A 26,621-nucleotide genomic window follows, 5' to 3' on the forward strand; every position below is an offset into this window, starting at 1 on the left:
TAAGGAGGCTAAAGTAGATTAATGATTAAGAAGCTTGTTGATAAGATTGTAGAGACTAATGCACCAATAGTTGTAGGACTTGATCCAATGATGAAGTATCTTCCAAAGCATCTTGCAGATGTTGCATTTGAGCAGTATGGTGAGACACTTGAGGGAGCAGCAGAGGCTATATGGCAGTATAACAAAGGTATTATAGATAATATATATGACATTGTTCCAGCTGTTAAACCACAGATTGCAATGTATGAGCAGTTTGGAATTGAAGGACTTAAGGCATTCAAGAAAACAGTTGATTACTGTCACGAGAAAGGCATGATTGTTATCGGTGATGTTAAGAGAGGTGATATTGGTTCAACTTCTGAGGCTTATGCGGTAGCACATCTTGGAAAGGTAAATGTTGGATCTAAGGCAATTACACCTTTTGACGAAGATTTTGCAACTGTTAATCCATATCTTGGCTCTGATGGAATCAATCCATTTATTAAGGTTTGTAATGAGCAGGACAGAGGTATATTTATACTTGTTAAGACTTCTAATCCTTCAAGCGGAGAATTCCAGGATCAGCTTATCAACGGAAGACCATTATACGAGTTAGTTGGTGAGAAGGTTAATGAGTGGGGAGCTTCAAGCATGGACGGAGATTACAGTAATGTAGGTGCGGTTGTTGGAGCTACTTACCCAGAGATGGGAAGAGTATTAAGAAAGGTTATGCCTAAGGCATATATTCTTGTGCCGGGATATGGCGCACAGGGCGGACAGGGAAAGGACCTTGTTGATTTCTTTAATCCTGACGGACTTGGAGCAATCGTAAACAGCTCAAGAGGAATTATTGCAGCATATACTAAGGAGCAGTATGCGAAGTTTGGTGAGAAGAATTTCGGAGAAGCTTCAAGACAGGCTGCTCTTGATATGATTGCTGATATCAACGGAGCACTTGGCAAGTAATTATACATATTTATACACAGTTTAATAATGGAGATTATTATGGCGTACAGAGAAAATGCGAAGATTCTTAAGGCAGATTGTCTTGCTGACGGAGTCTATGAGATATGGTTTGAAACAAAGGATATTGCTAAGACCGCTAAGGCAGGACAGTTTATATCAGTATATTCTAATGATGGTTCAAGAATGTTACCAAGACCTATCAGTATATGTAAGGTTGAGAATAATAATTTAAGAATTGTATTCAGAGTTGCCGGCAAGGGAACAGAAGAGTTTTCTAAGATGAAGGCAGGAGAATATCTTGATATTCAGGGACCTCTTGGCAATGGATATAATCTTGGAAAAATTGCTGCAGAGATTAAGGCAGAAGGCAGAAGCTTTGATAAGGCTATTCTTTTCGGTGGCGGAATAGGTATTCCTCCTATGCTTGAGCTTGCAAGAAGATTAGACTGCCACAAGAATGTTGTAGTTGGTTACAGAAACAGCCAGACTTTCCTTAAGGAAGATTTTGAAGCAGTTGCTGATACAGATGTGTATATTGCAACTGAAGATGGAAGCGTTGGAACAAAGGGAAATGTATTAGATGCTGTAAAACAGGAAAAGGTTGAGGCAGATGTTATATTTGCATGTGGACCAACTCCTATGCTTCGTGCAATTAAGGCATATGCACTTGAGAATGATATTCCGTGTTATGTTTCATTAGAAGAGAAGATGGCATGCGGAATTGGTGCATGTCTTGCATGTGTATGTAAATCAACTGGGATTGACGACCATTCTCAGGTTAAGAATAAGAGAGTGTGCAAGGAAGGTCCGGTATTTAATGTTAAGGAGGTAGAACTGTAATGAGCGATATTAATATGTCAGTCAATATTGCAGGAGTTGAATTAAAGAATCCTGTGACAGTTGCTTCCGGAACATTCGGATCAGGCATGGAGTATGGGGAATATGTTGACCTTAACAGACTTGGTGCGGTAACAACAAAGGGCGTTGCCAATATTCCATGGCCGGGCAATCCTACACCAAGAATTGCTGAGACTTACGGTGGAATGATGAATGCTATCGGATTACAGAATCCGGGACTTGATACATTTGTAAAAAGAGATATTCCATTTCTTAAACAGTACGATACTAAGATTATTGTTAATGTTTGTGGAAAATCTGAGGCAGATTATGTGGATGCTGTTGAAAAGCTTGGTGAACAGCCAGTTGACCTTCTTGAAATTAATATCTCATGCCCTAATGTCAAAGAGGGTGGAATTGCTTTCGGACAGGTTCCATCTTCTGCAGAGGCTATTACTAAGGCGGTTAAGAAGGTTGCAAAGCAGCCGGTTATTATGAAGTTAAGTCCTAATGTTACTGATATCACAGAGATGGCAAAGGCTGTAGAGGCAGGTGGTGCTGACGCAGTTTCGCTTATCAATACTCTTACAGGTATGAAGATTGATGTGAACAGAAGAACATTTGCAGTAGCTAACAAGACTGCGGGTGTATCAGGACCTGCTATTCATCCAATCGCAGTAAGAATGGTTTATCAGGTTGCCAATGCAATTAACCTTCCTATAATCGGAATGGGTGGAATCAGAACAGCAGAGGATGCACTTGAAATGATTATGGTTGGTGCAAGTGCAGTTGCTGTTGGAACAGCGAATTTTAATGATCCATATACAACTATTAAGGTTATTGATGGAATCAGGGAATATATGGAAAAGAATAATGTAGCAGATATTAAGGAGCTGATTGGTTGTGTCAGATAGAATACTTTTCTTAAGTAATGGTTCTATATGCTATGACTCAACAACTTACTTTATTGACTGTATAAGTGAAGAATTAAAAGCTATGGGCTGGGAAGTCATGCATATCAGATTAGATAAAGCCACACAGAAGGATAAGCTGTGTGTGCTGGCTGATGAGTATGACTCTCAGCCTTTTGATTATGTGTTTGATATTAATACAAAGCTGGACGCAGTATGTGATGATTCAGGAAGATACTGCTTTGACAGACTTGGAAAAGCGGTATGGCATTATATTCTTGACCATCCGTTCTATCATCATGACAGTCTCAAAGTGCCTTTAAAGAACATGAATGTAATATGTCTTGATGAGATGCATAAAAAGTTTATTGATGAAACCTATCCTCATATTAACAGCTGTATTGTTCTTCCGCTTGCTGCAAAGCAGGCAGAGAGCGGTCTGAAGCCATATGATATGCGTGAGAATGACCTGATATTCACAGCGTCTTATACTGACCCTGATATGGTGTATTTTAAGGCAAAGAAGCAGGATAGTGAAAATGTTGTTTTTTTTAATACATTTACACAAATACTGTTTGATAATCCGGAGCTTACGCAGGAGGAAGCCATAAGGAAGATATATCCGGGTATCAGCGGAACACAGACAGCAGAGAAGCTGCAGCAGAATTTCATGGCTGATGTTTATATTCAGGCGGCAATCAGGCAGGAGATTGTGGTTCAGCTTATAAGAAATCATGTGCCTGTGAAGCTATATGGACATAACTGGGATACTTTTCTTACGAAGGCAGAGGTTCTTATGAAAGAGGATTTGACATTCATTAAGGAGCATGTTGAGGACTGTGGCGAGGTGACATATGGCGAGCTTCCGGCTATATATAATAATGCAAGGCTTTCAATTAACCAGCTTCCATGGTTTAAGGCAGGAATACATGACAGGACGCCGCTTGCACTTATGAATGGCTGTGTGAGTATTACAGATGGAAGTACTTATATGCGCCGGGAGATTCCTATGGATTCAGGAGTTGAATATTATTCTCTTGATGAGCTGGATAATGTTGGAGAGAAGATTAAAAGCCTTGTGGCTGATGCGGCTTCTATGACGGATAAGGCGGCAAGAGGCGTTCAGTATGCAGAAGATATGTGGTCGTGGAAGCACTGGGCTGAGGAGTTTGAGGAGGCTGCCAAGGAATAATGAGAAGTGCTGAGGCGTGGCGCTTGAGACTGTTGGTGATCGCGGCGGTGGTGGCGCTTGAGTCTGCCGCAGAGATAACTATAATGTGGCGATCAGGCTGGCGCGTCCTATAAGATTGTTTTTTATAGAGGTTTTATAGGCTGTTTTCAGACAGAAAAAGTGTTTTCGGTGCGGAATTACCTATAAGGCTGGCACGAGGAAGCTTTTGATAGGTGGATTGAGAGATAAAATGGCTGGTTTAGCCAATAATTTGCTGAAATTGTCCTATAAGAACTTGACTAATGCGACTATCTATAGGTATCACGTCAAATATGCATGTATTTAATCATGCCACAGCCATTATGGAAACTAAAGACAGGGATAAATTCTAAAAAGACATGACAGTCATTGATAAAAATGATTGCCATGTCTTTTCGATTATAATGAAACAATATAGTTATAATGTTGCTGCGATATCTTCTGCAATCTGTTCAGGAGTAAGATGGTTGTCCTTTAATACTTCTGCGACATCGTATCTGTCGATAAATTCTTTCTTAATACCGAAGTTTAATACCTTCATATCAGAAGAACCATAGAATGCTGCAATCTTAGCTCCGAAGCCGCCTTCAAGATAGCCGTCCTCAAGAGTTGCAACTACTGCGTGGTCTTTCTTTAATTCATTAAGAGTGTCTGCGTCAATACCTGAGATATAGTAAGGATTGATAACAGTTGCGTCAATTCCGTGTGAAGCCTTAAGAATATCAGCGGCTTTAACAGCATTTTCATAGAAAGTTCCAAGCCCGAGGATAGCAACTTTGCTTCCTTTCTTAGTAATCTCATAGGTGTCCAGCTTGCCAAAATCTTTAGTTACAGGTGTGCCTGTGGATACCATTCTGCCGCCCGGAACTTTAATAGCAACAGGATACTCATTCTGAGTTAAAGACCAGTCAAGCATAGCAATATAATCTTCCTTAGTGACAGGTGCAAGATATATAAGTCCCGGAATGCTGTTGAGCATAGGGATATCCTGAAGTCCGAGATGTGTAACATCATTCATCCCGTACACAGAACCTGCAAATACTGCAAATGTTACAGCATTGCCGTTAATACATACATCCTGAGTAATCTGGTCATAGGCTCTCTGTATAAATGAGCTGTAAACGCCAAATACAGGCTTTCCGCCGTTAGCAGCGATACCGGAAGCTAATGCAACAGCAGTTTCCTCTGCGATACCAACATCAACAAACTGTTTTCCTGCTTTAGCTCTCATGTCAGCAGTAAATCCCATAACAGTAGGAGTTCCGGCTGTGATTGCAACAACACTCTTATCCTCGTCCATCTTCTTTAACAGATATTCTAAAGAAGCGTCAGAGAAATCAGGCTCTTCGTCCTTGAAAAGAGATTCACCGGTTGCGATATCAAAAGGCATATGCCAGTGCCATTTTTCTTTGTTCTGTTCAGCAGGTGCATAACCCTTGCCTTTAAGCGTATTAATGTGGACAACAACAGCTTTTTTAGTGTCTTTAACCTTTTCAAATGCTTCAATTAAAGAAGCAATATCATTACCCTTATCAACATAGATGTAATCAAGGTTCATTGCCTTAAAAAGATTACATTCAGCCTGTCCGTTTGTTTCACGAAGAAGCTTTAAGTTGGCATAAAGACCACCGTGATTCTCAGCAATAGACATGTCGTTATCGTTAGCAACGATAATCATGTTGCTATTTAATTCAGAAGCAAAATCAAGACCTTCCAAAGCCTCACCGCCGCTTAAAGAACCATCACCTATAACAGCAATTACATTGCCGTCTTCACCGTTTAAATCTCTTGCTTTGGCAAGACCGCAGGCAAGACTTATAGAAGTTGAAGTATGACCTACAGTAAAGAAATCATGTTCGCTTTCGTTCGGATTAGTGTATCCTGACACATCATCATAATGCTCCTCATAAAGATATGCGTCTTTTCTTCCAGTGAGCATCTTGTGTGGATAACACTGGTGTGATACATCAAATACGATTTTATCTTTAGGCGAATCAAATACATAATGCATGGCAATGATTGCTTCTACCATACCGAAGTTAGGACCAAAATGTCCACCGTGTCTGCTGGCTCTTGTAAGAAGGGCGTGACGCATTTCCTCTGCAAGGACATTAAGCTGCATGATGTTTAATTTCTTCACATCAGCAGGACTGTTAATATTCTCAATATACATGTTTTCTGATACTCCTTATCTTAGATTTTAATACATTTTATATAATAACACCTAAAGTCAGGTTTAGGTCAAGAGAAATTCGTATTATATCTGCAAATGGCTGGATAGACATGAATAAAGGTAGTCAGCCTGTGGTATAAGCCATCCTGCCAGAACGGAATAGAAACCCCCATGAGAAGGTAGCTCGTGGGGGTTTCGTGCATAACTTGAATATAGTTATCTATCCAATGGCCTTATATCATGCGATATTGGATATTACAAGTGTATTCTTTTTAATTCAATTATTACAAAATTATTAGATAATAATATAAGAACATATAAAAATGAAAAACAATCGGATTGAAACTTAAAAATCTGCCGGATTGAAAATGCAAAATCAATCGGATTGGGTTATGATATTTTACTAATCACTATTTGAATAGTTGAAATCCCTTGGGATCCATGATAACATAATAAACGAGTAGTTTTCAAAACAAAAGAGGGGTAAACCTGCAGAAATGCAGGGACACAAAGCTACAAGTCTAAGTTGATTCAGTAGTCTGGGGAGTATTGGATATATTGAAGATATAAGATGGTTGAGTTGCAGATGATGTCATGGAATGTGATGTTGTCTGCTTTTTTGTTTTTGAAGGGAAGTGAGGGAATAATTTATGAATGAACAAGTTAAAAATGCATATGAGAAGATTAAAATGCTGTGTGAAAAATTAGATAATGCTGATTATTCAGAGTTTTCTAATGCTGCCACAATGGAAGAATTGGATTTATGGCAAAAGGAGAATGGGGTTGTATTACCTGAAAATTATAAAGAATGGCTTCTTTTAAGCAAATATAGTTATATTGCAGGAGGAGTATTGGAATTATTTATGCCATCAAAGAATGGATATTATGGTCAGCTTGTTCCAGAGGAATTTATAGTAGTAGGAAATGTAATTGGAGATGGGGAGAGATTGTGCTTCGATGTAAATATGGGTGAATTTGTCCGTTACGACCATGGCTATATCAGGGAAGTGGGTGACTTTACTAATATACTGAACTGGGCAATAGAATATTTGAAAATAATGTTAGAAGCTGTAAATGATAAAATTCGTTTTGTTTCTAGAAATGATTTGTTAAGAAGAAAAGCGATTCAGGGATTTTGGATTCATGAGCGTGAATTATTAAATAATGGGCGTTGTACAAGACAGTGGAATGGGGACGAAATAGAAGCTATATATAATATAAATTTAGACACTGGCAATAAAAGAATTTATGCCGGAAAACCTGTTCAATATAAAAATGGAGAAAAACTGACAGATGAGAATGGAACACCTGTAAGATATGAAGGGCATCATATGATGAGTTATCAGGAACACCCAGAGTATATAGGAGAGTGGAAAAATATACAGGCATTGACACCAGAGGAACATATATTGGGTGCGCATGGACAAGGAAAGAGAGGATAATAAATATGTATACAAAGATAGAGATACCAGAAAATAACAGTTTAAAGAGTAAGATTGAAGAATTATATGAGTGGTGTGACAAGCGGGACAATGATGATGAACTTGGAAAAACATATTTTAATGAACCAATAGATGAAGATAAATTAAATAAATGGGAGGAGGCAAATGGCGTAAAGATTCCAGAGACATATAAGGAATGGCTCAGATTTACAGAAAAATGTCTGATTGATGGAACGAGTGCGATGTTTTGGGGAACAGATGATTTTCATCATAATTTTATGCCAGATAATCTGACGGTTATAGGAGAAATGTCAGGAGATGGAGAAGTAGTATGCTTCTCCAATGATAATGGCGAATTCATGGGATATTATGAAGGAGATATTACATATAGAACAAATGATTTTTCTCAGGTTATTGATCAAATATTTGAGAGAAATAGCGCTTGGGGTGGATTGTCTAAGGAAGATATAGAATTGTTTATGGAATTTTGTGAAAGAAATAAAAGGGAAAAAGCAGAAATGGAACACGATGATTAACATATCATGGGTTCGGTATAAAGAGAAAAAATGTATGACAGCAATAATAGCTGCTTCATTAGCTGTAGCGTTGATATGGCATTAATTATTAATGTGCTTTAATAAAGAGATGCGGGGTAAAATTATGAATTATATATATGACTATATTTCAGAAGAAAGAAAAAAAGAAATAGCATATATGAATATTGTTGATACATATAATCGTACGGGATATTTAGACATTCCAGGGGATAAGGTTGTCAAAAGCAAAGATGAATATTTTTTATTTTGGTATAATTCACCGGATACACTTTGTCTCAGGCAGTAGATAGAAGAAACAGGCTCGTCTAGTATTGGAAAAAAAAGATATATGCTAATATATGGTGATAAATATATGGATATCGAGATACCTAATGAAAACTGGAAGGAAAAAGTGGAATTTCCAGATGATGCTCATCCGGAAAACTTTAACATGAATACAGATAAATTAAAAATATACAATACAATTGATATGAGTTTTTTAAGAGATTGTGAATACAAAATTGATATATGTAAGATGCTTTCAGAATACATACATGGAGATGCTTTATGGTTTAAGATTAAAAAAATAAAATTTTTATTGATGATGAAATTATAGTGGAGGAATTCTGATTGAAGTATATAATTAATTTTATGAGTGTAAAAAGGGGAAATATATGGCAGCAATAATAGCAGTTGCATTAATTGTAGCATGGTTATTTATAGGAAATTATCTTCCAAAGATAATAAGGTATATTATAAGCGCTATATTAGATGTTGTTGCAATAGTGCTATTTATAATGACACCAATGAGCCTTATTATAAGAATAATAATTATAGTTCTATTGGCTTTTATGGCAATCATATGGCTGGCAAAGTTTAACAGATTTAATGGTAATAAAAAGATAGAATGGGAACAATCAAGGGTAGACGGTATCATGTTTACAGTGGGGGTAATAATAATTACATTAATTATTGATTTGTTTTAATAGAAATAAAAAACGAGGTAAAATTATGGATTATATATATGATTATATTTCAGAAGAAAGAAAAAAAGAAATAGCAGATATGAATATTGTTGATACATATAATCGTACGGGATATTTAGACATTCCAGGGGATAAGGTTGTCAAAAGCAAAGATGAATATTTTTTATTCTGGCATAATTTAGAGGATACACTTTGCCTCAGGCAGCAGATAGAAGAAACAGGCTCGTCTAGTATTGGAAAAAAAAGATATATGCTCATATATGGTGATAAATATATGAATATAGACATACCTGATGAAAATTGGATGGAAAAGGATGAATATCCCAATAATGATCCAACGTTTAATATAAATACAGAGAAGATGAAGCAATATAATACAATAGACTTAAGTTTTTTAAAGAATTGTGATTATAAAACTGATATATGTAAGATGCTTTCAGAATACATACATGGGGATGCTATATGGTTTAAGATTATGAAAAATAGGATTTTTATAGATGATGAGATGATAGTGGAAGAATTTTGAGCTTTATTAATTGAGAATTAAAAGAAAATGAAATAAGAGAATATAGGCTGGAATATCTCATATGTGATTAGAAATATAAAAATCGTGTTTTTAAGTTTGAAGGTGTAACTTTTGTTTTCCAAACGATTGGGGAGAGATATACATAAAGTTTTGATAAAAAGAGAGAAAACCTACTAGTTCGTTGATTATTATAAATATAGTAGGTAGCATTAACACATATTCAAGATAATTGACAGTAACAAGACCTACTAATCAGGCAGGAAGAAGCCTTTTTAGTAGGTTTTATAAGTATAAAATGAATGTTCATTCCTCTGGAAAGTAGGAAAAAGACCTACTAAGGAGAAACATTTTAACAGATTGGTAGGTGAACTGGTGGGAGAATGAAAAGAGGCTGCCTGAAATAACCTACTAAATTATGAGATTGATAATGGTTAGTGGGTTTTAGTGATTTCCGGCTGCCAGATAATCAGGAAAAGCATACATAGGATTTTGATGAGCAGATTTTAATATGCAGATTTAATGTTCCAAAGACGCATTGAAACGAGAAAACATTTATGATAAAATAAAAATCAATATTGAATATGAAGCAGTGCCGCCGGACAGCGGGGCTGAATAAGGAGGATATAATGGAGCAGTATAAGCAGGAATTTATAGATTTCATGGTAGAGAGTGATGTGTTAAAGTTTGGAGATTTTACTTTAAAGAGTGGAAGAAAGTCACCTTTCTTCATGAACGCAGGTGCGTATGTTACAGGAACACAGCTTGCAAGACTTGGTGAGTATTATGCAAAGGCTATTCATGAAACATATGGTGATGATTTTGATGTACTGTTCGGACCAGCATATAAGGGAATTCCAATCAGCGTAGTTACAGCAGTTGCATATGCAAAGCTTTACGGCAAGGAAGTAAGATACTGCTCAGACCGTAAGGAAGAGAAGGACCATGGTGCTGATAAGGGCGGATTTCTCGGAAGCAAGTTAAAGGATGGCGACAGAGTCATTATGATAGAAGATGTAACAACATCTGGTAAGTCGATGGAAGAGACAGTTCCTAAGGTAAGAGGGGCAGCAGATGTTACTATTGTAGGACTTATGGTTTCACTTAACCGTATGGAAGTAGGCCTTGGCGGAAAGGTGAGTGCGCTTGAGGAGATTAAGGAAAGATACGGTTTCCCAACAAGCGCAATTGTATCTATGGCAGATGTTGTAGAACACCTTTACAATAAAGAGTGTGAGGGTAAGGTAGTTATTGATGATGCACTAAAAGCAGCAATTGACAAGTATTACGCAGAATATGGTGTTAAGAACGCATAAAACTGATGTTAATGGAGGGTTAACTATGGAAGAGAATCTTTATAAGAAATTAAAGTCAGTAGGAGCTTCTAATCTTGTATTTGGTATCCTGATAATACTCTTTGGTATCGGTGCAGGTGTAATGATGATTATTAATGGTGCAAGACTTCTTGCACACAGATCAGATAGCTTATTCTAGTGAAGGGGAACTGCCTGGTGGGTTAATTATGCCTGCCGGGCAGATTTGTTATGAAAAAGAAACATTATGTAACGCTTATAAAATGGGCGCTTTTTGTTATATATATGATTCTGCTCTTTTATGTAGTCTTTTTCGCAGAAGGAATGGGAAGGGCAGAGATAGCCAGCGGTTACAAATACAATCTTACACTGTTCACGGAAATCAGGCGCTATTGGCGTTATCTTGGACATTTTGACTCGCTTGGCTGGATAGCATTTCTTAATATAATTGGAAATGTGCTGGCATTCATACCATTTGGAATATTCGTGCCGTGGCTTTCCAATGGCAGAATTAATGTTTTTGCTACATTTGCATATGGATTCGCACTGTCGCTTACAATAGAAACAGTACAGCTTATATGTAAGGTCGGATGCTTTGATGTTGATGACCTTGTGCTTAATGTACTGGGAGCATTGTGCGGTTATGCGATATATGCGATAGCATACAGAATAGTTAAAATGTTTAGTAAAAAGGACAGGTGAAAAAATGAAACTTTTTAATAAATACAAGTTCTCTGATAAAAGTCAGGCACTTGGGGGTTTGATATCGACTGCGATGGGAATACTGTCATTGCTTTCTTTTGGTTACGGAGTGTATCTGTCTTTTAAAGCAGCAGGAGAAGGCGGCTTAAGAGTAGGAAGTCTTGGAATATTAAGCCTTATCTTAGCGGTAATTGGAACAGTAATCGGACTAATCAGCTTCAAAGAAGATAATAAGTTCTACGGAACTTCGAGATTTGGTTCAATGCTGTGTGGGGTAATAGCAGTATTTATGATAGCAGTATTCTTAATGGGAATATAATCCTTATCAGGGCAGAAGGAGAAAGAAATTGTTTAATGATAATGTAGAAGAGCGTTACGCTCTTGCGATAGAAAGAATTAAAGAGATAGCAGAGGAACCGGGGCTTAAGAATGACGGTTATGCAGATTATTTCAAATGTATTGCCACATTTATTCTTAAGATGGATAAGCTTGCGGCTGACTTAAAAGCTGATGTTTTCAGAGATTATTCACTTGAAGAATATAAGAATCTGAATACAGGTCTGTATGAAGATGTAATTGGAAAGGCTTACGAGACAAGCTACGCTAATCCGGCATATGCAGCTTCAAAGTTAGGGCTATCAGAGGGAAGGCTTTTGTCATTCCTTTACGTTGAGATAAGAGGAATGATTGTGTATGCATATGAAGGCAGAATGGCAGAAATGACAGCACTTATGGAGCTTTTTGTTGAAGTGTACTGCATGTGTGCATCGACTGAGGAAGACTGTGGAAAGCCAGATTATAAGCAGATGAAAGAGTCTGTATACTGGTATGTTAGTGATTACAGTGATGACCTTATGGAGTACAGGGTAAGAGAGCTGTTAGACCCTGAACTTGATTTTGCAACTAAGATAATTATGGAGTCTGACCTTACAGATGTAAGATATCTGTACAGATTCGGTGAGTATGTCACAGACAATGAGATTAAGACAGCAGAGTATCTTAGTTCGCTCAGTGAAGAAGAAATCCAGAAGATGGCAGACACATTTACAGAAGGATACAGAATTGGATTCGAGCTTACAGGCAAGGATTTGTCTAAGAAGAAAACAGTTAATATAAGATACTGTCTGGGATTTGAAAGACTTGTGAGGGCTGAGATTAAGAATTTTGAAAAGCTTGGACTTAAGCCTACAATATACAGGGCAGCGGTCAACACGATTAATAAAAGACTTAACATTAAGGTTGGCTATTACGGAGCTAATCCTAACAAGCAGATGGATTTCGACCATCGTTTTGACAATGCACTTTATATGGATGGCGAATTTGTTGAGAGAAAGACTGGTGCATTAAAGCTTGCATATGAGAAGAACAAAGAGCTTGCAGCGGTGCATGGTGGACCTGCTGTTATGGAAGTGTTTGGTGAAGTGCCATTTGAGCCACAGATTAAGAGTGAGGCATTAACGCTTGATACAAAGCAGCAGAAGCTTTCTGTGAAATACAGCAATGACGCAGGAAGCATTGTTAATGAGTATATCAAAGGCGAAGAGAGAAGCTTTACAATAATTGCTTATCCGATACCTGAGATTGGCGAGAATTTCGAGGAAATATTCGAGGGTACTGTTAAGATTAATACCCTTGATTATAACAAATATAAAGCTATCCAGCAGGCACTTATTGATGTACTTGATACAGCACAGTATGTTGAGGTTAAAGGAGCTAACGGAAACTGCACAGACATGAAGGTTTCTATTATGAAGATAACCGACCATAAGACGCAGACTGTATTTGAGAACTGTCTTGCGGACGTTAATATTCCGCTTGGAGAAGTATTTACATCGCCTGTGCTTAAGAAAACAACAGGTGTGCTTAATGTGAGCAGTGTATATCTTAATGATATTAAGTTCAATAATCTTACGGTATGGTTTGAGGATGGATTTGTTAAGGACTACACATGCACTAACTTTGATGATGAAGCTAAGAATAGAGAGCTTTTCAAGGCAAATGTGTTATATGACCATGAAACTCTGCCGCTCGGAGAGTTTGCTATAGGAACTAACACTACAGCGTATGTGTTTGCCAATAAGCATGATATTGTGTATAAGCTTCCGATTCTTATTGTTGAAAAGATGGGACCACATTTTGCAGTCGGTGACACATGCTATTCAAGGGCAGAAGATGTGTATGTAACTAATCCGGACGGCAAGGAGATTATCTCAAGGGATAATGAGGTTTCACTTCTTCGTAAGACGGAGCCGGACAAGGCTTATTATAACTGTCATACCGATATTACCATTCCGTATGATGAGATTGGTAATATTACTGTTGTGGCAGAGAATGGAACAAGAACAGACTTGATTAAGAACGGCAGATTCGTGCTTGATGGCACGCTTGCACTTAATGATGCATTTTTAACAGAATTATAAATATATAATTGTAAGCTGTAAACAGGCTTTATCTTGACGCAAAGTTTAAAACAAAGTACAATGATAATTAGTGTTTTCACTAATTTTAATATTATATCTATCGGACATAGGAGGTTAATATGGCTTTAGTAGGAATTGTTATGGGAAGTGACTCTGATATGCCTGTTATGGCAAAGGCAGCAGACATTCTTGAGCAGTTAGGAATTTCGTATGAGATGACAATTATCTCAGCACACAGAGAGCCTGACGTATTCTTTGAATATGCTAAGAGTGCAGAGGAGAAGGGATTTAAGGTTATTATTGCAGGTGCAGGTATGGCAGCACATCTTCCGGGTATGTGCGCAGCTATTTTCCCAATGCCTGTTATTGGTATTCCAATGCACACAACATCACTAGGCGGTAGAGATTCATTATATTCAATAGTACAGATGCCTACAGGTATTCCTGTTGCAACTGTTGCTATTAACGGTGGTGCCAATGCAGGTATTCTTGCAGCCAAGATTCTTGCAACATCTGATGCAGCACTTCTTGAAAGGCTTAAGGATTATACTAAGAATCTTAAGGAAAGTGTTCAGAAGAAGGATGCCAGACTTCAGGAAGTCGGTTATAAGAATTATTAATTAGTAACTGAATAGTTACATTAACTTACATTTATCATAATATTGAAGGAGAAAGAATCATGGATTACAAGAAATCTGGAGTTGATATTGAAGCAGGTTACAAGTCAGTTGAGTTAATGAAAGAGGCTGTTAAGTCTACTATGAGAGAAGAAGTGTTAGGCGGAATAGGCGGATTCTCAGGAGCATTTTCACTCGCTAAGATTAAGGAGATGGAAGAGCCTGTATTACTTTCAGGAACTGACGGATGTGGAACTAAGGTTAAGTTAGCTTTCATTATGGACAAGCATGATACTATCGGTATTGATGCAGTTGCTATGTGTGTTAACGATGTTGTATGTGCTGGTGGAGAGCCACTCTTCTTCCTTGATTACATCGCATGCGGCAAGAATTATCCAGAAAAGATTGCTACTATCGTTGGTGGTGTTGCAGAGGGCTGCAGACAGTCTGAATGTGCACTTATCGGTGGTGAGACAGCAGAGCATCCGGGACTTATGCCACAGGATGAATATGATCTTGCAGGATTTGCTGTAGGTGTTGTTGATAAGAAGGATCTTATTACAGGCGAGAACATCAAGCCTGGTGATACTCTTATCGGTATCGCTTCAAGCGGTGTACACAGTAACGGATTCTCACTTGTAAGAAGCGTATTTACAATGACAGAGGAATCTCTTAATACATATTACGATTCACTTGGAAAGACATTAGGAGAGGCATTACTTGCTCCAACTAAAATATATGTTAAGACAATGAAGGAAATCAAGAAGGCAGGCGTTAAGGTTAAGGGCTGCAGCCATATCACAGGTGGTGGTTTCTATGAAAATGTACCTAGAATGCTTCCAGACGGTGTTAAGGCAGTAATTAAGAAGGACAGCTACGAAGTACCACCAATCTTTAAGATGCTTGCAGAAGATGGCAATATCGAAGAGCATATGATGTATAATACATTTAACATGGGTATCGGTCTTGTACTTGCTGTTGATCCTGCTGATGTTGATACAGTTATGGAAGCAGTTAAGGCTGCAGGCGAGACTCCATATGTAATCGGAAGCATTGAAGCTGGCGAGAAGGGAGTTACTTTATGCTAAGAGTTGCAGTTATGGTTTCCGGAGGCGGAACTAATCTTCAGGCTATTATCGATGCGGTTAAGGATGGAACTATCACTAACACAGAGCTTGTAGCAGTTATAAGCAATAATGCCGGAGCATATGCACTCACAAGAGCTAAGGATAACAATATTCCAGCATATTGCATATCACCTAAGGATTATGAAAGCAGAGATGCATTTAACGATGCGCTGCTTGATAAAGTGAATGAGCTTAATGTTGACCTTATAGTACTCGCAGGATTCCTTGTAAGAATCCCAGAGAAAATGGTTCATCAGTACAGCCACAGAATTATTAATATTCATCCATCACTTATACCTTCCTTCTGCGGAGTTGGTTTCTATGGACTCAAGGTTCATGAAGCAGCTCTGGCAAAGGGTGTTAAGGTATCAGGTGCAACTGTGCATTATGTAGATGAAGGAATGGATACAGGAGAGATTATTTTCCAGAAGGCAGTTGATGTACTTGATGGTGATACTCCTGAAACTCTTCAGAGAAGAATTATGGAGCAGGCTGAATGGAAGCTTCTTCCTAAGGCAATTAACAAGATTGCCAATGAACATGTTAATTAATGATTACTGACTAAGTATATAGATAATGATATGCGGAGGAATTAAGATGAAAGTATTAGTTGTAGGCAGCGGCGGAAGAGAGCATGCAATATGCTGGAAGTTAAGCAAGAGTCCTAAGGTTGACAAGATATACTGTGCACCGGGTAATGCGGGAATTGCAGAGCTTGCAGAGTGTGTTGATATTAAGGCAATGGAGTTTGAGAAGCTTGTAGCATTTGCTAAGGAAAACAGTATTGACCTTACTGTTATCGGTATGGACGACCCACTTGTCGGCGGTGTCGTTGATGTATTCGAGGCAGAGGGCTTAAGAGTATTCGGACCAAGAAAGAATGCAGCTATTCTTGAAGGATCTAAGGCATTTTCTAAGGACCTTATGAAGAAATACAATATTCCAACAGCAGCTTATGAAACATTTACATCAGCAGAAGAGGCCAAGAAGTACCTTGAGACTGCTGAGTATCCTATCGTTCTTAAGGCTGACGGACTTGCACTTGGCAAGGGTGTTCTCATCTGTGAGAACAAAGAGGATGCACTTGCAGGTGTTGATGAGCTTATGCTTGACAAGAAATTCGGAACAGCAGGTGATACAATTGTCATTGAGGAATTCATGACAGGCCGTGAGGTTTCAGTACTTTCATTTGTTGATGGTGATACAATTAAGATTATGTCATCAGCTCAGGATCATAAGAGAGCTAAGGATGGTGACCAGGGCCTTAACACAGGCGGAATGGGTAACTTCTCACCATCACCTTTCTACACTAAGGAAGTTGATGAGTTCTGTAAGAAATACATTTATCAGGCAACTGTTGATGCAATGAAGAGTGAAGGCAGACCATTTAAGGGAGTTATCTTCTTTGGACTTATGCTTACTCCAAAGGGACCAAAGGTTCTTGAGTACAATGCAAGATTTGGTGATCCTGAGGCACAGGTTGTTCTTCCTAGAATGAAGAATGATATTGTTGATGTATTTGAGGCTTGTATTGATGGAACTCTTGATAAGGTTGACCTTCAGTTTGAAGATAACGCATGTGTATGTGTAATTCTCGCATCTGACGGATATCCACTCGCATATGAGAAGGGCTTCGAGATTAAGGGAATGGAAAACTTCAAGGGTAAGGATGATTATTTCTTATTCCATGCAGGTTCTAAATTCAACGAAGAAGGCAAGGTTGTAACTAACGGAGGACGAGTTCTCGGTGTTACAGCACTTGGCAAGGACCTTAAGGAAGCAAGAGCCAAGGCTTATGAAGCTACTGAATGGGTAGATTTCGATAACAAATATATGAGACATGATATTGGTAAGGCAATTGATGAAGCTTAATTAGTAACTGTTAAGAGTCAGGCAAAATGCGAAGCATTTTCGATACTGGCGGAAAATAGTTAGTATTAAAGAAAATGAGGGCAGATGGCTGGAGAATACCGGTTATCTGCCTTAGTGTGTAAATGAGGAGACAACTATGAAAATAACACCAGTTAAGGGTACTAATGATTATCTTCCTAATGAGGTTGAAATCAGAGATTACCTTCAGAATGAGATATTAAAGGTATATGTTGCTAATGGATTTGAACACATTACAACACCTATTATTGAGGATATTGAGAATCTTGATAAGAGTGATGGTGGTGAGAACTTAAATCTTATATTCAAGATTATGAAGAGAGGCGATAAGCTTGAGAAGGCTGTAAGTTCACTTCAGGAAAATCCTAAGACAGGAACAGCCTGTGAGAATGAAATTGCTGATATGGGATTAAGATATGACCTTACACTTCCACTCAGCCGTTATTTTGCTAACAACAAGGACAAGCTCACTCTTCCTATGAAATGTATCCAGATGGACAGAGTGTACAGAGCTGAAAGACCACAGAAGGGCAGACTTCGTGAGTTTGTTCAGTGTGATATTGATATTATTGGTTCTGATTCTACAGATTCAGAGGTTGAACTTATTCTTACAACAACCAAGGCCCTTAAGGCTATTGGCATGAAGAATTTCAAGGTTAAGATTAACGACAGAAGACTTCTACGTTCATTCCTTCAGAATTGTGGATTTGCAGAGGAGCAGCTTGACAGTGTGTGCATTACATTTGACAAGATGGATAAGGTCGGACTTGATGGTGTTAAGGCTGAGCTTACAGATAAGGGCTTTGATGCTGCTGCAATTGAGAAGTTTATCGGATTCTTTGGAAGTGTTTCAAGTGCACAGGAGATAAGCCTTGAAAGTGTTGAGGCAATTCTTGAAGATAAAGCTCCGGCAGAGAGTGTAAGAGGAATCATTAATACAGTAAATGAGCTTTCAGACGGTCAGTTTGATGTTGTATTTGACCTTTCTTTAGTAAGAGGTCAGGGTTACTATACAGGAACTGTATTTGAAGTTGAAAGCATTGATTTCAAGGGTGCTATCGCAGGCGGTGGAAGATATGATAATCTTATAGGAAAGTTCATAGGACAGCAGGTAAGCGCTGTTGGATTCTCAATCGGATTCGAGAGAATTTTCTCAATCCTTATGCAGAATGGCGTTGAGACTAAGGCATCAGCAGACAAGATTGCTGTTATGTACGATGAGGGACAGGTTAAGGAAGCTTATGCAATAGCAGAAAAATACAGAGCAGAAGGTAAAGTATGCTCATTATATGTAAAGCCTAAGAAGATGGGAAAGTTCCTCGGAAAGCTTGAGGAACGTGGATATAAAGGATTTGTTAATGTCAGCAATGGTGATGAGATAAGCTTGTTCTAGTGAGTTTTATGGCGCAGCCTTTTTAAGGGCTGCGCTTATTGCTTCTATAAAGACGGAATATGTATATCTGTTGGCTGAATCATAGGTTATGTTGGTTGTGCCGGCTTCCATGACTTTAGCAGCAACTTCATCAAATGAAGTCGCCAGTTTAGGATACATAGTTGTGATTGATTCAGAAAGATTAACAAGTTCAATGCTGTTAATGTTAGAGGAATCAACTGTGACCTGGATATCAACGGGGTTGCCGTCTAACAGAATAGAGGCGGTATATACTCCGGGGCAGAATTTAGGAGCATCGGCATTATCAAGGGGTGTTTCGATATTAGAAGAAGCAGAAGCATTTACAGTGCTGCTCTTGGGTTTAGTAGTATTCCTGGAATCATCAGAACCATTGCTGCCAAGACGGATAACAGCGAATATAACAAAAGCTATTACAATAGCAGCGATAACCACTCCAATAAGGAGCTTTTTAAATGGAATAACAACAATTTTAGTCTGTCTCATCACAAAGAAACCTGCCCTTCATATTCATTATTACAAAATATATGGTATGGAGTGAGAGATTATGATTAAAATATAAAATGTGTTATACTATTAAAAATGTTTTAAGGGGAGTAACATATGTCATTACAATTAATTCTAGGCAGCTCTGGTGTGGGGAAATCGCACTATCTGTATACACATATAATTGATGAGTCAATGAAGAATCCTGACAGGAATTATATAGTTGTTGTGCCAGAGCAGTACACTATGGCAATTCAGAAAAGACTGGTGTCCATGCACCCAAGAAAGGGAATCCTTAATATAGATGTTGTGAGCTTTGAAAGACTTGCTTATAAAGTATTTGAGGAAGTTGGCGAGGACAATCTTGAAGTTCTTGATGACACAGGAAAGAATCTGATTATTAAAAGAGTATTGGAGCAGAACAAGGACAGATTAAAATATTTTGGAAGTAATCTGTCTAATACAGGATTTGTGTCAGAGATGAAGTCTGTTATATCGGAAATGCTTCAGTATGATATCAAGCCGGATGTTATGCAGGATGCGGCAGGTGCAGCATACAGTGATTCAGAGGGAAGTGCAGCGCTTCAGTATAAGCTTGATGATATCGTTCTTGTATACAATGCGTTTGCAGAGTACATAGACAAGAACTATATAACTAAAGAAGAAATACTGGATAAATTATGCAGCAAGGTTACAGAGTCAGAGAGAATAAAGAATTGCGAGATAGTATTTGACGGATTCACAGGCTTTACTCCGGTTCAGTACAATTTAATGACAATTCTTTTATCAATGTGTCCGAAGATATATGTTTCTCTGACAATTGATGCATCTGAGCGTGAAAATTCAGTAAGAGGCAGGGAAGAACTTTTTTTCATGAGTAAGGACTGCGTATCAAAGCTTTATAAGATATGTGATGAAGAACATGTGAAAGTCCTTGAACCTGTGTATATTGCAGGAAAAGCAGTACCGGGAAAGAATGTAATTGTAAATGTTAATTCAAGATTTAAGAATTCAGAAGAACTGGATTTCCTGGAACAGAATCTTTTCAGAAACAATTCGGGAAGATTTAACCAGAAGACTGACAACATAGTTATATATGAGGGAGCTGTTGCCAAGGAAGAATTAACATTTGCAGCAGGAGAAATAATAAGACTTACAAGACTGTGTGGATACAGATATAACGAGATTGCGATAGTTACTGCGGACATGGATGGCTACGGCAAACTGGCGGCTAATATATTAAAGCAGAACGATATACCATATTTCTTAGATTACAAGCGCCATGTGACGGACAATCCATTCATTGCGGCAATTAACGGTGCACTTGGAATAATAGAGAATAATTACAGCTATGACAGCATATTAGGATTCCTAAGAACCGGAATGAGCGGAATGGAGCGCGAAGATATTGATCTGTTAGACAATTACTGTGTTGCAGTTGGAATCAGAGGCAGGGGAAAATGGCATGAACCATGGATAAGAAAGTTCAGGGGAACAGTCAATAATACTGACCTTGAGAAGCTTAATTCACTAAGAACAATGATAACGGATATGTTGGATCCATTGGAAGAAGTGCTTAAGTCAAAGGAATCTAATGTTGCAGATATGGTAAAGGCTCTTTACGAATTCCTTGTGCGTGAAGATATGGAGCAGAAGGTAAGTGTGCTTAATGACAGCGAGTACACTGGTGATGAATATGTGCAGTTATATAAGAAAGTTATAGAAGTATTAGATAAAATGTATGCTCTTCTTGGAAGCGAGAAGGTTGGTATTAAAGAATTTAACAAGATACTTGCGTCAGGATTTCAGGAGATTAAGATAGGACTTATTCCGCAGACCAACGACTGCGTTGTTATCGGAGATATAGAAAGAACCCGTCTTGACAATATCAAGGTCATGTTCTTTGTTGGAATCAATGACGGCAATGTACCTAAGAAGGCTGATTCAAGAAGTGTTCTGTCAGAAAGCGACAGGGAATATCTTGAAGATAAGGGGATTGTTATGTCCGCTTCTGTAAGGGAGAAAGCATTTACGCAGAGATTCTATCTGTATCTTATTATGACAAAGAGTGCGGAGAAGCTTTACATGTCATATGCGGTAAAAAACAGCGAGGGTGCGGCGCTGATGCCTTCATATATTATAAGAAGCATGAGAAAAATGTTTTCACATTGCCTTAAGTTATCTTACAAAGACACGGCACAGCAGAATTCTTATGTAACAATACCGCAGGCGGCTAACAGCTTTGATAATACTGAAATTGCTGCAAATGTAGATGAGGATATTATTGATTCACTTACTGGCGGCAGGCTTGTCGGAAGCGTTACATCTTTTGAGAACTTTGCAGAGTGCCCATTGAGGTATTACTTAAGGTATGGAGTTGATTTAAAGGAAAGGGAAGAATTCACATTTTCACCAGTAAACTTTGGCGTCGTGCTGCATGCGGTTATCCGTGAGGTGTGCGACGAAATCAAGAAAAACGGTGAGTCGTACTATCTGATATCAGATGAGAAGCGCCGCGAGATGGTAAAAAGAAGTGTCGCTGCAATTACTGACATATACCAGAACAGTATCCTTAAGGATTCAAGCCGTAATTCATTCATGATTAAGCGGATGGAAGACCTTGCAGACCGCACTGTATGGGCGATGGGTGAACAGTTAAAATGTGGTGATTTCGTGCCATTTGTATTCGAGCATAAGTTTAATATGGAAGTCGGAGACGGAGACAGAAAGCAGCTTATGAGCGGAACAATTGACCGCGTTGACATATGCGAAAACGGCACAGATGTATATGTAAGAATTATCGATTACAAGACAGGAAAGAAGGATTTCAACATAGTAAAGACCTACTACGGAATTGATATCCAGCTTATGGTTTACATGGAAGCGGCAATGAAGCTTGTGGCGAAGATGCGTCCGGGGAAAAATGTGATTCCTGCCGGAGTGTTCTACTACAACATAAGTGACCCGATTGTATCTGCGACAACAGAGAGTGCAGAAGAGATAGAGGATAAGATTAAGGGTGAACTGCGTCTTAAAGGAATGGTTAATTCGGATAAGGATATTGCCGAGAAGATGGACAATACCGAGGGTACATCACTTAATATTCCGGTTAGCAGAAAGGCTGACGGCGGATTTGACTCACGAAGAAGCAAGGTGATGAACACAGAGCAGTTTAATATACTTGGAAGATTCGTTGATGTAAGAGCCATTGATACTGCGGACAGAATTGCAGGCGGTGATATAAGGAGAAGTCCTTATAAAGACGGACAGTTTTCAAGCTGTGACAGATGTCCTTATGGGGCGGTGTGCGGATTTTCTGTGGATTTGCCAGGCTGCAATTACAGAAAATTAAAGAAATTCGATGATGAAGTATTATGGAATAATATAAAGGAAGGGGTTGATGAGAATGGAAAGAAAATGGACACCGGCGCAGAAGAGCGCGATTGATATAAGAGACTGTAATGTGCTGGTTTCGGCGGCTGCCGGTTCAGGAAAGACTGCTGTTCTGGTAGAGCGAATTATTTCCATGATTACAGACCCAGACAAGAATATAGATATAGACAGGCTGGTTGTTGTTACATTTACAAAGGCGGCAGCAGCCCAGATGAAAGACAAGATAAGAAAAGCACTTGATTCAATGCTTGACGAGAATCCGGGGGATGTGAACCTTTTAAGACAGATAACACTGCTTAACAACGCACAGATAACAACGATAGACAGCTTCTGTCTATGGATAATCAGGAATCATTTTCCAGAGGTTAATCTGGACCCGGGGTTCAGGATAATGGACGAGGGTGAGAAGAAGCTTATTGAAAATGATGTGTTGGAAGATGTGCTTGAGGAATTCTATGCCGAAGCAGATGAAGAATTCTTTAATCTTGTTGATGCATTTGGCATGGGACGGGACGATTCAGGGCTTGTGAGCATTATAGATAAAATATACCGTTTTTCAAGAAGCAATCCGTGGATTGATGAGTGGTTTGACGAGTGCATGTTAGTTTATGATGATGAGACTTACGATAATCCTGCAATTAAGGAGCTGTATGATTCAATTAAAAATGCACTTCTTGATTACCGTGATAAATATAACAGATTAGTAGATATCTGTTCTGAGCCGGCAGGACCTGCAGCATATACAGGTGCTTTGCAGTCTGACCTGCTTGGAATTAATGAGATGATTAATTCACAGGATTTTGGAGAGCTTGGCAGAAGGATAAGAATATTTTCATTTGAAGCCCTGTCAAGAAAGAAGGATGCAGGAGCAGACCCGGATATTAAGGAATATGTTAAGGGGCAGCGAAAGTTGTTTAAAGATTACATAGGACGGCTTAATGATAAGATATTCTTGAAAGATGATGAGGGAATATTTGCAGACATGCAGGGGGCAGGCATCCAGATACGGACTTTACTTAAAGTGGCAAAGGTGTATGCCAAGCGTGTTTCAGAGGTGAAGCGAGAGAAGGGCATAATTGATTTTAATGACATGGAACATCTTGCTCTTTCAATACTTGTAAAGAAAGAGGATGGAAAGCTTGTATACACAGAGACTGCCGACAAGCTTGCGAACAGATTTGAAGAGATACTGATAGACGAGTATCAGGATTCTAATCAGCTGCAGGAGGTTATTCTTAATGCGGTGTCGAAGACAAGACTGTCCGGTGAGAATAACAATATATACATGGTTGGTGATGTAAAGCAGAGCATATACAAGTTCCGTCTTGCCTGCCCAGAGCTTTTCATAGAGAAGTACGATACATACGGCGAGACTGGCGATAATGTAAGAATTGAATTACAGAAGAATTTCCGAAGCCGGGAAAATGTGCTTGAGTGTGCCAATGATGTGTTCAGTCATATCATGAATAAGAATTTTTCAGGAATCGGGTATGACGAATCTGTAAGGCTTAATGCGGGGTTTCCATATCCTGAATACAGTGACAGTAATTATGGTGATGAAGCCAACAAGAGTACAGATGTAATTCTTATATCTTCAGAGAATGAAGAAGAAGCTACGACAAGAGAGCTTGAGGCAGACAGGCTTGCAAAGCTGATTGAGGGAATAGTTTCTTCTGGCGTAAATGTATATGATGCAGATGAGAATATATACAGACCGGCAGAATACAGGGATATTGTAATTCTTACAAGGTCAGTTACAGGCTGGGCAGATACATTTGCAGATGCTCTGATGGACAGGGGGATACCGGCGTATACAGATTCGTCAACAGGATATTTCAGCGTGCGTGAGATACAGGTAATCTTAAGTATGCTTACAATAGTAGATAATCCGGTTCAGGAGATAAGCCTTGCAGCGGCAATGATGTCTTATTTTGGAGGATTTACGGCAGCGGAGCTTGGAATGGTGAGAAAGCTTGGCAGAGAGCATGCAGATAAGAATACACATAACAACCTGTATGAACATTTGAAAGCAGTTGCAGTGCTTGGCGGAGCAGGAAAGATGCAGGAATCGGATGTTAAGCAGCTGTCCGGCAAATGTGCATTATTTCTTGCAAAGCTCACAGAATACCGAGACAAGAGCAGTGTTGAGTCACTGTATGATCTGTGTTGGGAGATGATATATGATTCAGGCTACTACGATTATGTGGGAACAATGCCTGCCGGAGCGCAGAGACAGGCTAACTTAAATGTCCTGCTGGAAAGAGCAGCGGGATATGGAAAGTCAAGTTATTCAGGTCTGTTTAATTTCTTGAGATATATTGAAAGACTTAAGAAGTTTGACGAAGATTTTGCAGAGGGGGCTGCCAGCCTTGACAATGAGAATCTTGTAAGAATTATGAGTATCCATAAGAGTAAAGGTCTGGAATTTCCGATTGTAATACTTGCAGGAGCACATAAAAGCATTAACTTTATGGATGCGACAGCACCGGTGCTTGTAGACCAGAATTTAGGAATTGCAGTTGATTATGTTGACCTTGAAAGAAGAACGAAGACACCTACTATTATTAAAGGTGCTATGGCAAGAAGAATTGTAAGGGAGTCGATAGCCGAGGAAGAGAGACTTCTCTATGTTGCAATGACAAGAGCAAGGGAAAAACTCATAATTACCGGAGTTGTAAAAGATGCAGACAAGACACTTGATAAATACATGGGAAGGGCTGAGCAACTTGCGGCAGATGGAATGTTGTCTTTCGCGGACAGTGAGAATATAAAGAACTATCTTGATATGATAATGCCAGTGTGTCTTATGGATTCAGATAAATTGAAAGGCAGCTTTAAAGTGATGGTTGATGCCGGAGAGGATTCTTGGGTTGATGCATTTGAAGCTGGGGAGATGGCTGGTGAAGCGAATGCTGTTAGAATTGGGGAACTGGCTGATGAAAATATGGAAGCTGTGTCTTATCCTTTATTAGATGAGCTTCCGGAGTATGTTCCTGATGATAACGCAGCCAGAAGGATGAAGCTGACGGTTTCGCAGCTTAAGGCTATGCAGGCGGATGATGATTCAGAGGAAAATGCTTACATGGATGAATCTGTGAAGACAGCACTTAAAAAGGAAGCATGTGATGAGACAAACAGTATAATTCCAAAGTTCATAAGCGGTGAGGAGGTGCAGCTTGCTGCTAATGAGCGTGGTAGCGCATATCACAGGGTTATGGAATGTCTTGACTATTCAGTGAGTGTGAACCTTGATGGAGTTAAAGCTGATATTAACAGAATGTTAGAAACCGGAAAGATGAATGAATTACAGGTGAAAAGTGTCAATCCGTGGGATATCAATACATTTGTACAATCAGATACAGGCAGGAGAGTTGCAAATGCAGTGAACTGTGGCAGTGTCAGAAGAGAACAGCCTTTTGTATTTGAGTACGAAGGACAGCTTATACAGGGTATAATTGACTTGTATTTTGAAGAGGACGGAGAATTTGTGCTCGTGGATTATAAGACAGACAGAGTTATGAAAGGCGAAGCGGGCGAAAAAGAACTTGTGAGACGATATGCAATCCAGCTTGATTATTATGCAAAAGCATTGACACAGCTTACCGGGAAAAAGGTCAAAGAAAAGATAATATATTCATTTGCTTTAGGAAAGGGATTAAGTGTATATTAAACCATTGCATAATTAAGAATCATGTTATA

The 26,621-nt window shown here is 38.8% G+C and carries 24 protein-coding genes and 1 riboswitch; of the genes, 22 read left to right on the top strand and 2 right to left on the bottom strand.

The window, feature by feature from the left end:
* Positions 1 to 21 precede the first annotated feature (21 nt).
* From pyrF to EUBELI_RS02585, 4 genes are read left to right on the top strand one after another with little or no spacing between them, the layout of a single operon-like run.
* Positions 22 to 945, top strand: a complete 924-nt coding sequence (gene pyrF / locus EUBELI_RS02570; RefSeq protein WP_012738781.1) for an orotidine-5'-phosphate decarboxylase — start codon at positions 22 to 24, stop codon at positions 943 to 945.
* Between the two features lie 39 nt (positions 946 to 984).
* The gene (locus EUBELI_RS02575) at positions 985 to 1,785 is read left to right on the top strand and encodes a dihydroorotate dehydrogenase electron transfer subunit (RefSeq protein WP_041687955.1); all 801 of its coding nucleotides are present in this window, start codon (positions 985 to 987) and stop codon (positions 1,783 to 1,785) included.
* An 8-nt stretch (positions 1,786 to 1,793) separates the two neighbouring features.
* Positions 1,794 to 2,696 (top strand): dihydroorotate dehydrogenase, encoded by a 903-nt coding sequence (locus EUBELI_RS02580; protein ID WP_041688464.1) that lies wholly within the window; start codon positions 1,794 to 1,796, stop codon positions 2,694 to 2,696.
* Positions 2,686 to 3,885: a glycosyltransferase family protein gene (locus EUBELI_RS02585; protein WP_041687957.1), complete on the top strand. Its 1,200-nt coding sequence runs from the start codon at positions 2,686 to 2,688 to the stop codon at positions 3,883 to 3,885. The genes EUBELI_RS02580 and EUBELI_RS02585 overlap by 11 nt, the downstream gene beginning before the upstream one ends.
* Positions 3,886 to 4,321: 436 nt before the next feature.
* On the opposite strand, the gene EUBELI_RS02590 is transcribed toward EUBELI_RS02585, so the two are convergent.
* Positions 4,322 to 6,076, bottom strand: a complete 1,755-nt coding sequence (locus EUBELI_RS02590) for a 1-deoxy-D-xylulose-5-phosphate synthase (protein ID WP_012738785.1) — start codon at positions 6,074 to 6,076, stop codon at positions 4,322 to 4,324.
* Positions 6,077 to 6,548: 472 nt separating this feature from the next.
* A riboswitch (cyclic di-GMP riboswitch) is annotated at positions 6,549 to 6,664 on the top strand.
* 62 nt (positions 6,665 to 6,726) lie between these two features.
* Here EUBELI_RS02590 and EUBELI_RS02595 point away from each other — a divergent pair.
* The 16 genes from EUBELI_RS02595 (at position 6,727) to hisS (ending at position 19,025) form a co-directional block, all read left to right on the top strand.
* Complete coding sequence (locus tag EUBELI_RS02595) at positions 6,727 to 7,518, top strand: SMI1/KNR4 family protein (protein ID WP_012738786.1); 792 nt, start codon at positions 6,727 to 6,729, stop codon at positions 7,516 to 7,518.
* A 5-nt stretch (positions 7,519 to 7,523) separates the two neighbouring features.
* On the top strand, positions 7,524 to 8,054 hold the full coding sequence (locus EUBELI_RS02600; protein ID WP_012738787.1) for an SMI1/KNR4 family protein: 531 nt from the start codon (positions 7,524 to 7,526) through the stop codon (positions 8,052 to 8,054).
* A gap of 124 nt (positions 8,055 to 8,178) precedes the next feature.
* Positions 8,179 to 8,361, top strand: a complete 183-nt coding sequence (locus EUBELI_RS02605) for a hypothetical protein (RefSeq protein WP_041687959.1) — start codon at positions 8,179 to 8,181, stop codon at positions 8,359 to 8,361.
* A 66-nt stretch (positions 8,362 to 8,427) separates the two neighbouring features.
* A complete protein-coding gene (locus EUBELI_RS02610; protein WP_148231333.1) occupies positions 8,428 to 8,670 on the top strand; it encodes a hypothetical protein in 243 nt (80 codons plus the stop codon).
* A gap of 58 nt (positions 8,671 to 8,728) precedes the next feature.
* Positions 8,729 to 9,040, top strand: coding sequence for a hypothetical protein (locus EUBELI_RS02615; RefSeq protein ID WP_012738790.1), 312 nt, complete (start codon positions 8,729 to 8,731; stop codon positions 9,038 to 9,040).
* Between the two features lie 25 nt (positions 9,041 to 9,065).
* Entirely contained in the window at positions 9,066 to 9,566 is a 501-nt protein-coding gene (locus tag EUBELI_RS02620; protein ID WP_041687961.1) for a hypothetical protein, read from the top strand.
* Positions 9,567 to 10,192: 626 nt separating this feature from the next.
* A complete protein-coding gene (pyrE, locus tag EUBELI_RS02625; RefSeq protein WP_022097793.1) occupies positions 10,193 to 10,879 on the top strand; it encodes an orotate phosphoribosyltransferase in 687 nt (228 codons plus the stop codon).
* Between the two features lie 25 nt (positions 10,880 to 10,904).
* Positions 10,905 to 11,057, top strand: coding sequence for a hypothetical protein (locus tag EUBELI_RS14330; RefSeq protein ID WP_022097792.1), 153 nt, complete (start codon positions 10,905 to 10,907; stop codon positions 11,055 to 11,057).
* 50 nt (positions 11,058 to 11,107) lie between these two features.
* Positions 11,108 to 11,578, top strand: a complete 471-nt coding sequence (locus tag EUBELI_RS02630) for a VanZ family protein (RefSeq protein ID WP_012738794.1) — start codon at positions 11,108 to 11,110, stop codon at positions 11,576 to 11,578.
* Between the two features lie 4 nt (positions 11,579 to 11,582).
* Entirely contained in the window at positions 11,583 to 11,897 is a 315-nt protein-coding gene (locus EUBELI_RS02635; RefSeq protein ID WP_012738795.1) for a DUF6142 family protein, read from the top strand.
* A 28-nt stretch (positions 11,898 to 11,925) separates the two neighbouring features.
* Complete coding sequence (locus EUBELI_RS02640; protein WP_012738796.1) at positions 11,926 to 13,998, top strand: aminopeptidase; 2,073 nt, start codon at positions 11,926 to 11,928, stop codon at positions 13,996 to 13,998.
* Positions 13,999 to 14,117: 119 nt separating this feature from the next.
* Positions 14,118 to 14,618 carry a 5-(carboxyamino)imidazole ribonucleotide mutase gene (gene purE / locus EUBELI_RS02645; protein ID WP_012738797.1) on the top strand — a complete coding sequence of 167 codons (501 nt, stop codon included), beginning with the start codon at positions 14,118 to 14,120 and terminating at the stop codon, positions 14,616 to 14,618.
* Between the two features lie 59 nt (positions 14,619 to 14,677).
* Positions 14,678 to 15,703, top strand: a complete 1,026-nt coding sequence (gene purM, locus EUBELI_RS02650) for a phosphoribosylformylglycinamidine cyclo-ligase (protein WP_012738798.1) — start codon at positions 14,678 to 14,680, stop codon at positions 15,701 to 15,703.
* The gene (gene purN, locus EUBELI_RS02655) at positions 15,697 to 16,293 is read left to right on the top strand and encodes a phosphoribosylglycinamide formyltransferase (RefSeq protein WP_012738799.1); all 597 of its coding nucleotides are present in this window, start codon (positions 15,697 to 15,699) and stop codon (positions 16,291 to 16,293) included. Before purM ends, purN begins: the two co-directional genes overlap by 7 nt.
* Positions 16,294 to 16,339: 46 nt before the next feature.
* Complete coding sequence (gene purD / locus EUBELI_RS02660) at positions 16,340 to 17,614, top strand: phosphoribosylamine--glycine ligase (RefSeq protein WP_041687963.1); 1,275 nt, start codon at positions 16,340 to 16,342, stop codon at positions 17,612 to 17,614.
* Between the two features lie 136 nt (positions 17,615 to 17,750).
* A complete protein-coding gene (gene hisS, locus EUBELI_RS02665) occupies positions 17,751 to 19,025 on the top strand; it encodes a histidine--tRNA ligase (protein WP_012738801.1) in 1,275 nt (424 codons plus the stop codon).
* A 6-nt stretch (positions 19,026 to 19,031) separates the two neighbouring features.
* Here the strand turns inward: hisS and EUBELI_RS13540 are convergent, their stop codons facing one another.
* Positions 19,032 to 19,529 (bottom strand): hypothetical protein, encoded by a 498-nt coding sequence (locus EUBELI_RS13540; protein ID WP_012738802.1) that lies wholly within the window; start codon positions 19,527 to 19,529, stop codon positions 19,032 to 19,034.
* A gap of 117 nt (positions 19,530 to 19,646) precedes the next feature.
* On the opposite strand from EUBELI_RS13540, the gene EUBELI_RS02675 reads away from it, so the two are divergent.
* Both EUBELI_RS02675 and addA read left to right on the top strand, forming a co-directional pair.
* A complete protein-coding gene (locus EUBELI_RS02675) occupies positions 19,647 to 22,976 on the top strand; it encodes a PD-(D/E)XK nuclease family protein (RefSeq protein WP_012738803.1) in 3,330 nt (1,109 codons plus the stop codon).
* A complete protein-coding gene (gene addA / locus EUBELI_RS02680) occupies positions 22,936 to 26,592 on the top strand; it encodes a helicase-exonuclease AddAB subunit AddA (RefSeq protein ID WP_041688468.1) in 3,657 nt (1,218 codons plus the stop codon). The genes EUBELI_RS02675 and addA overlap by 41 nt, the downstream gene beginning before the upstream one ends.
* Positions 26,593 to 26,621: the final 29 nt, after the last annotated feature.

This window comes from [Eubacterium] eligens ATCC 27750, from assembly GCF_000146185.1.
Lineage (GTDB): Bacteria > Bacillota > Clostridia > Lachnospirales > Lachnospiraceae > Lachnospira > Lachnospira eligens.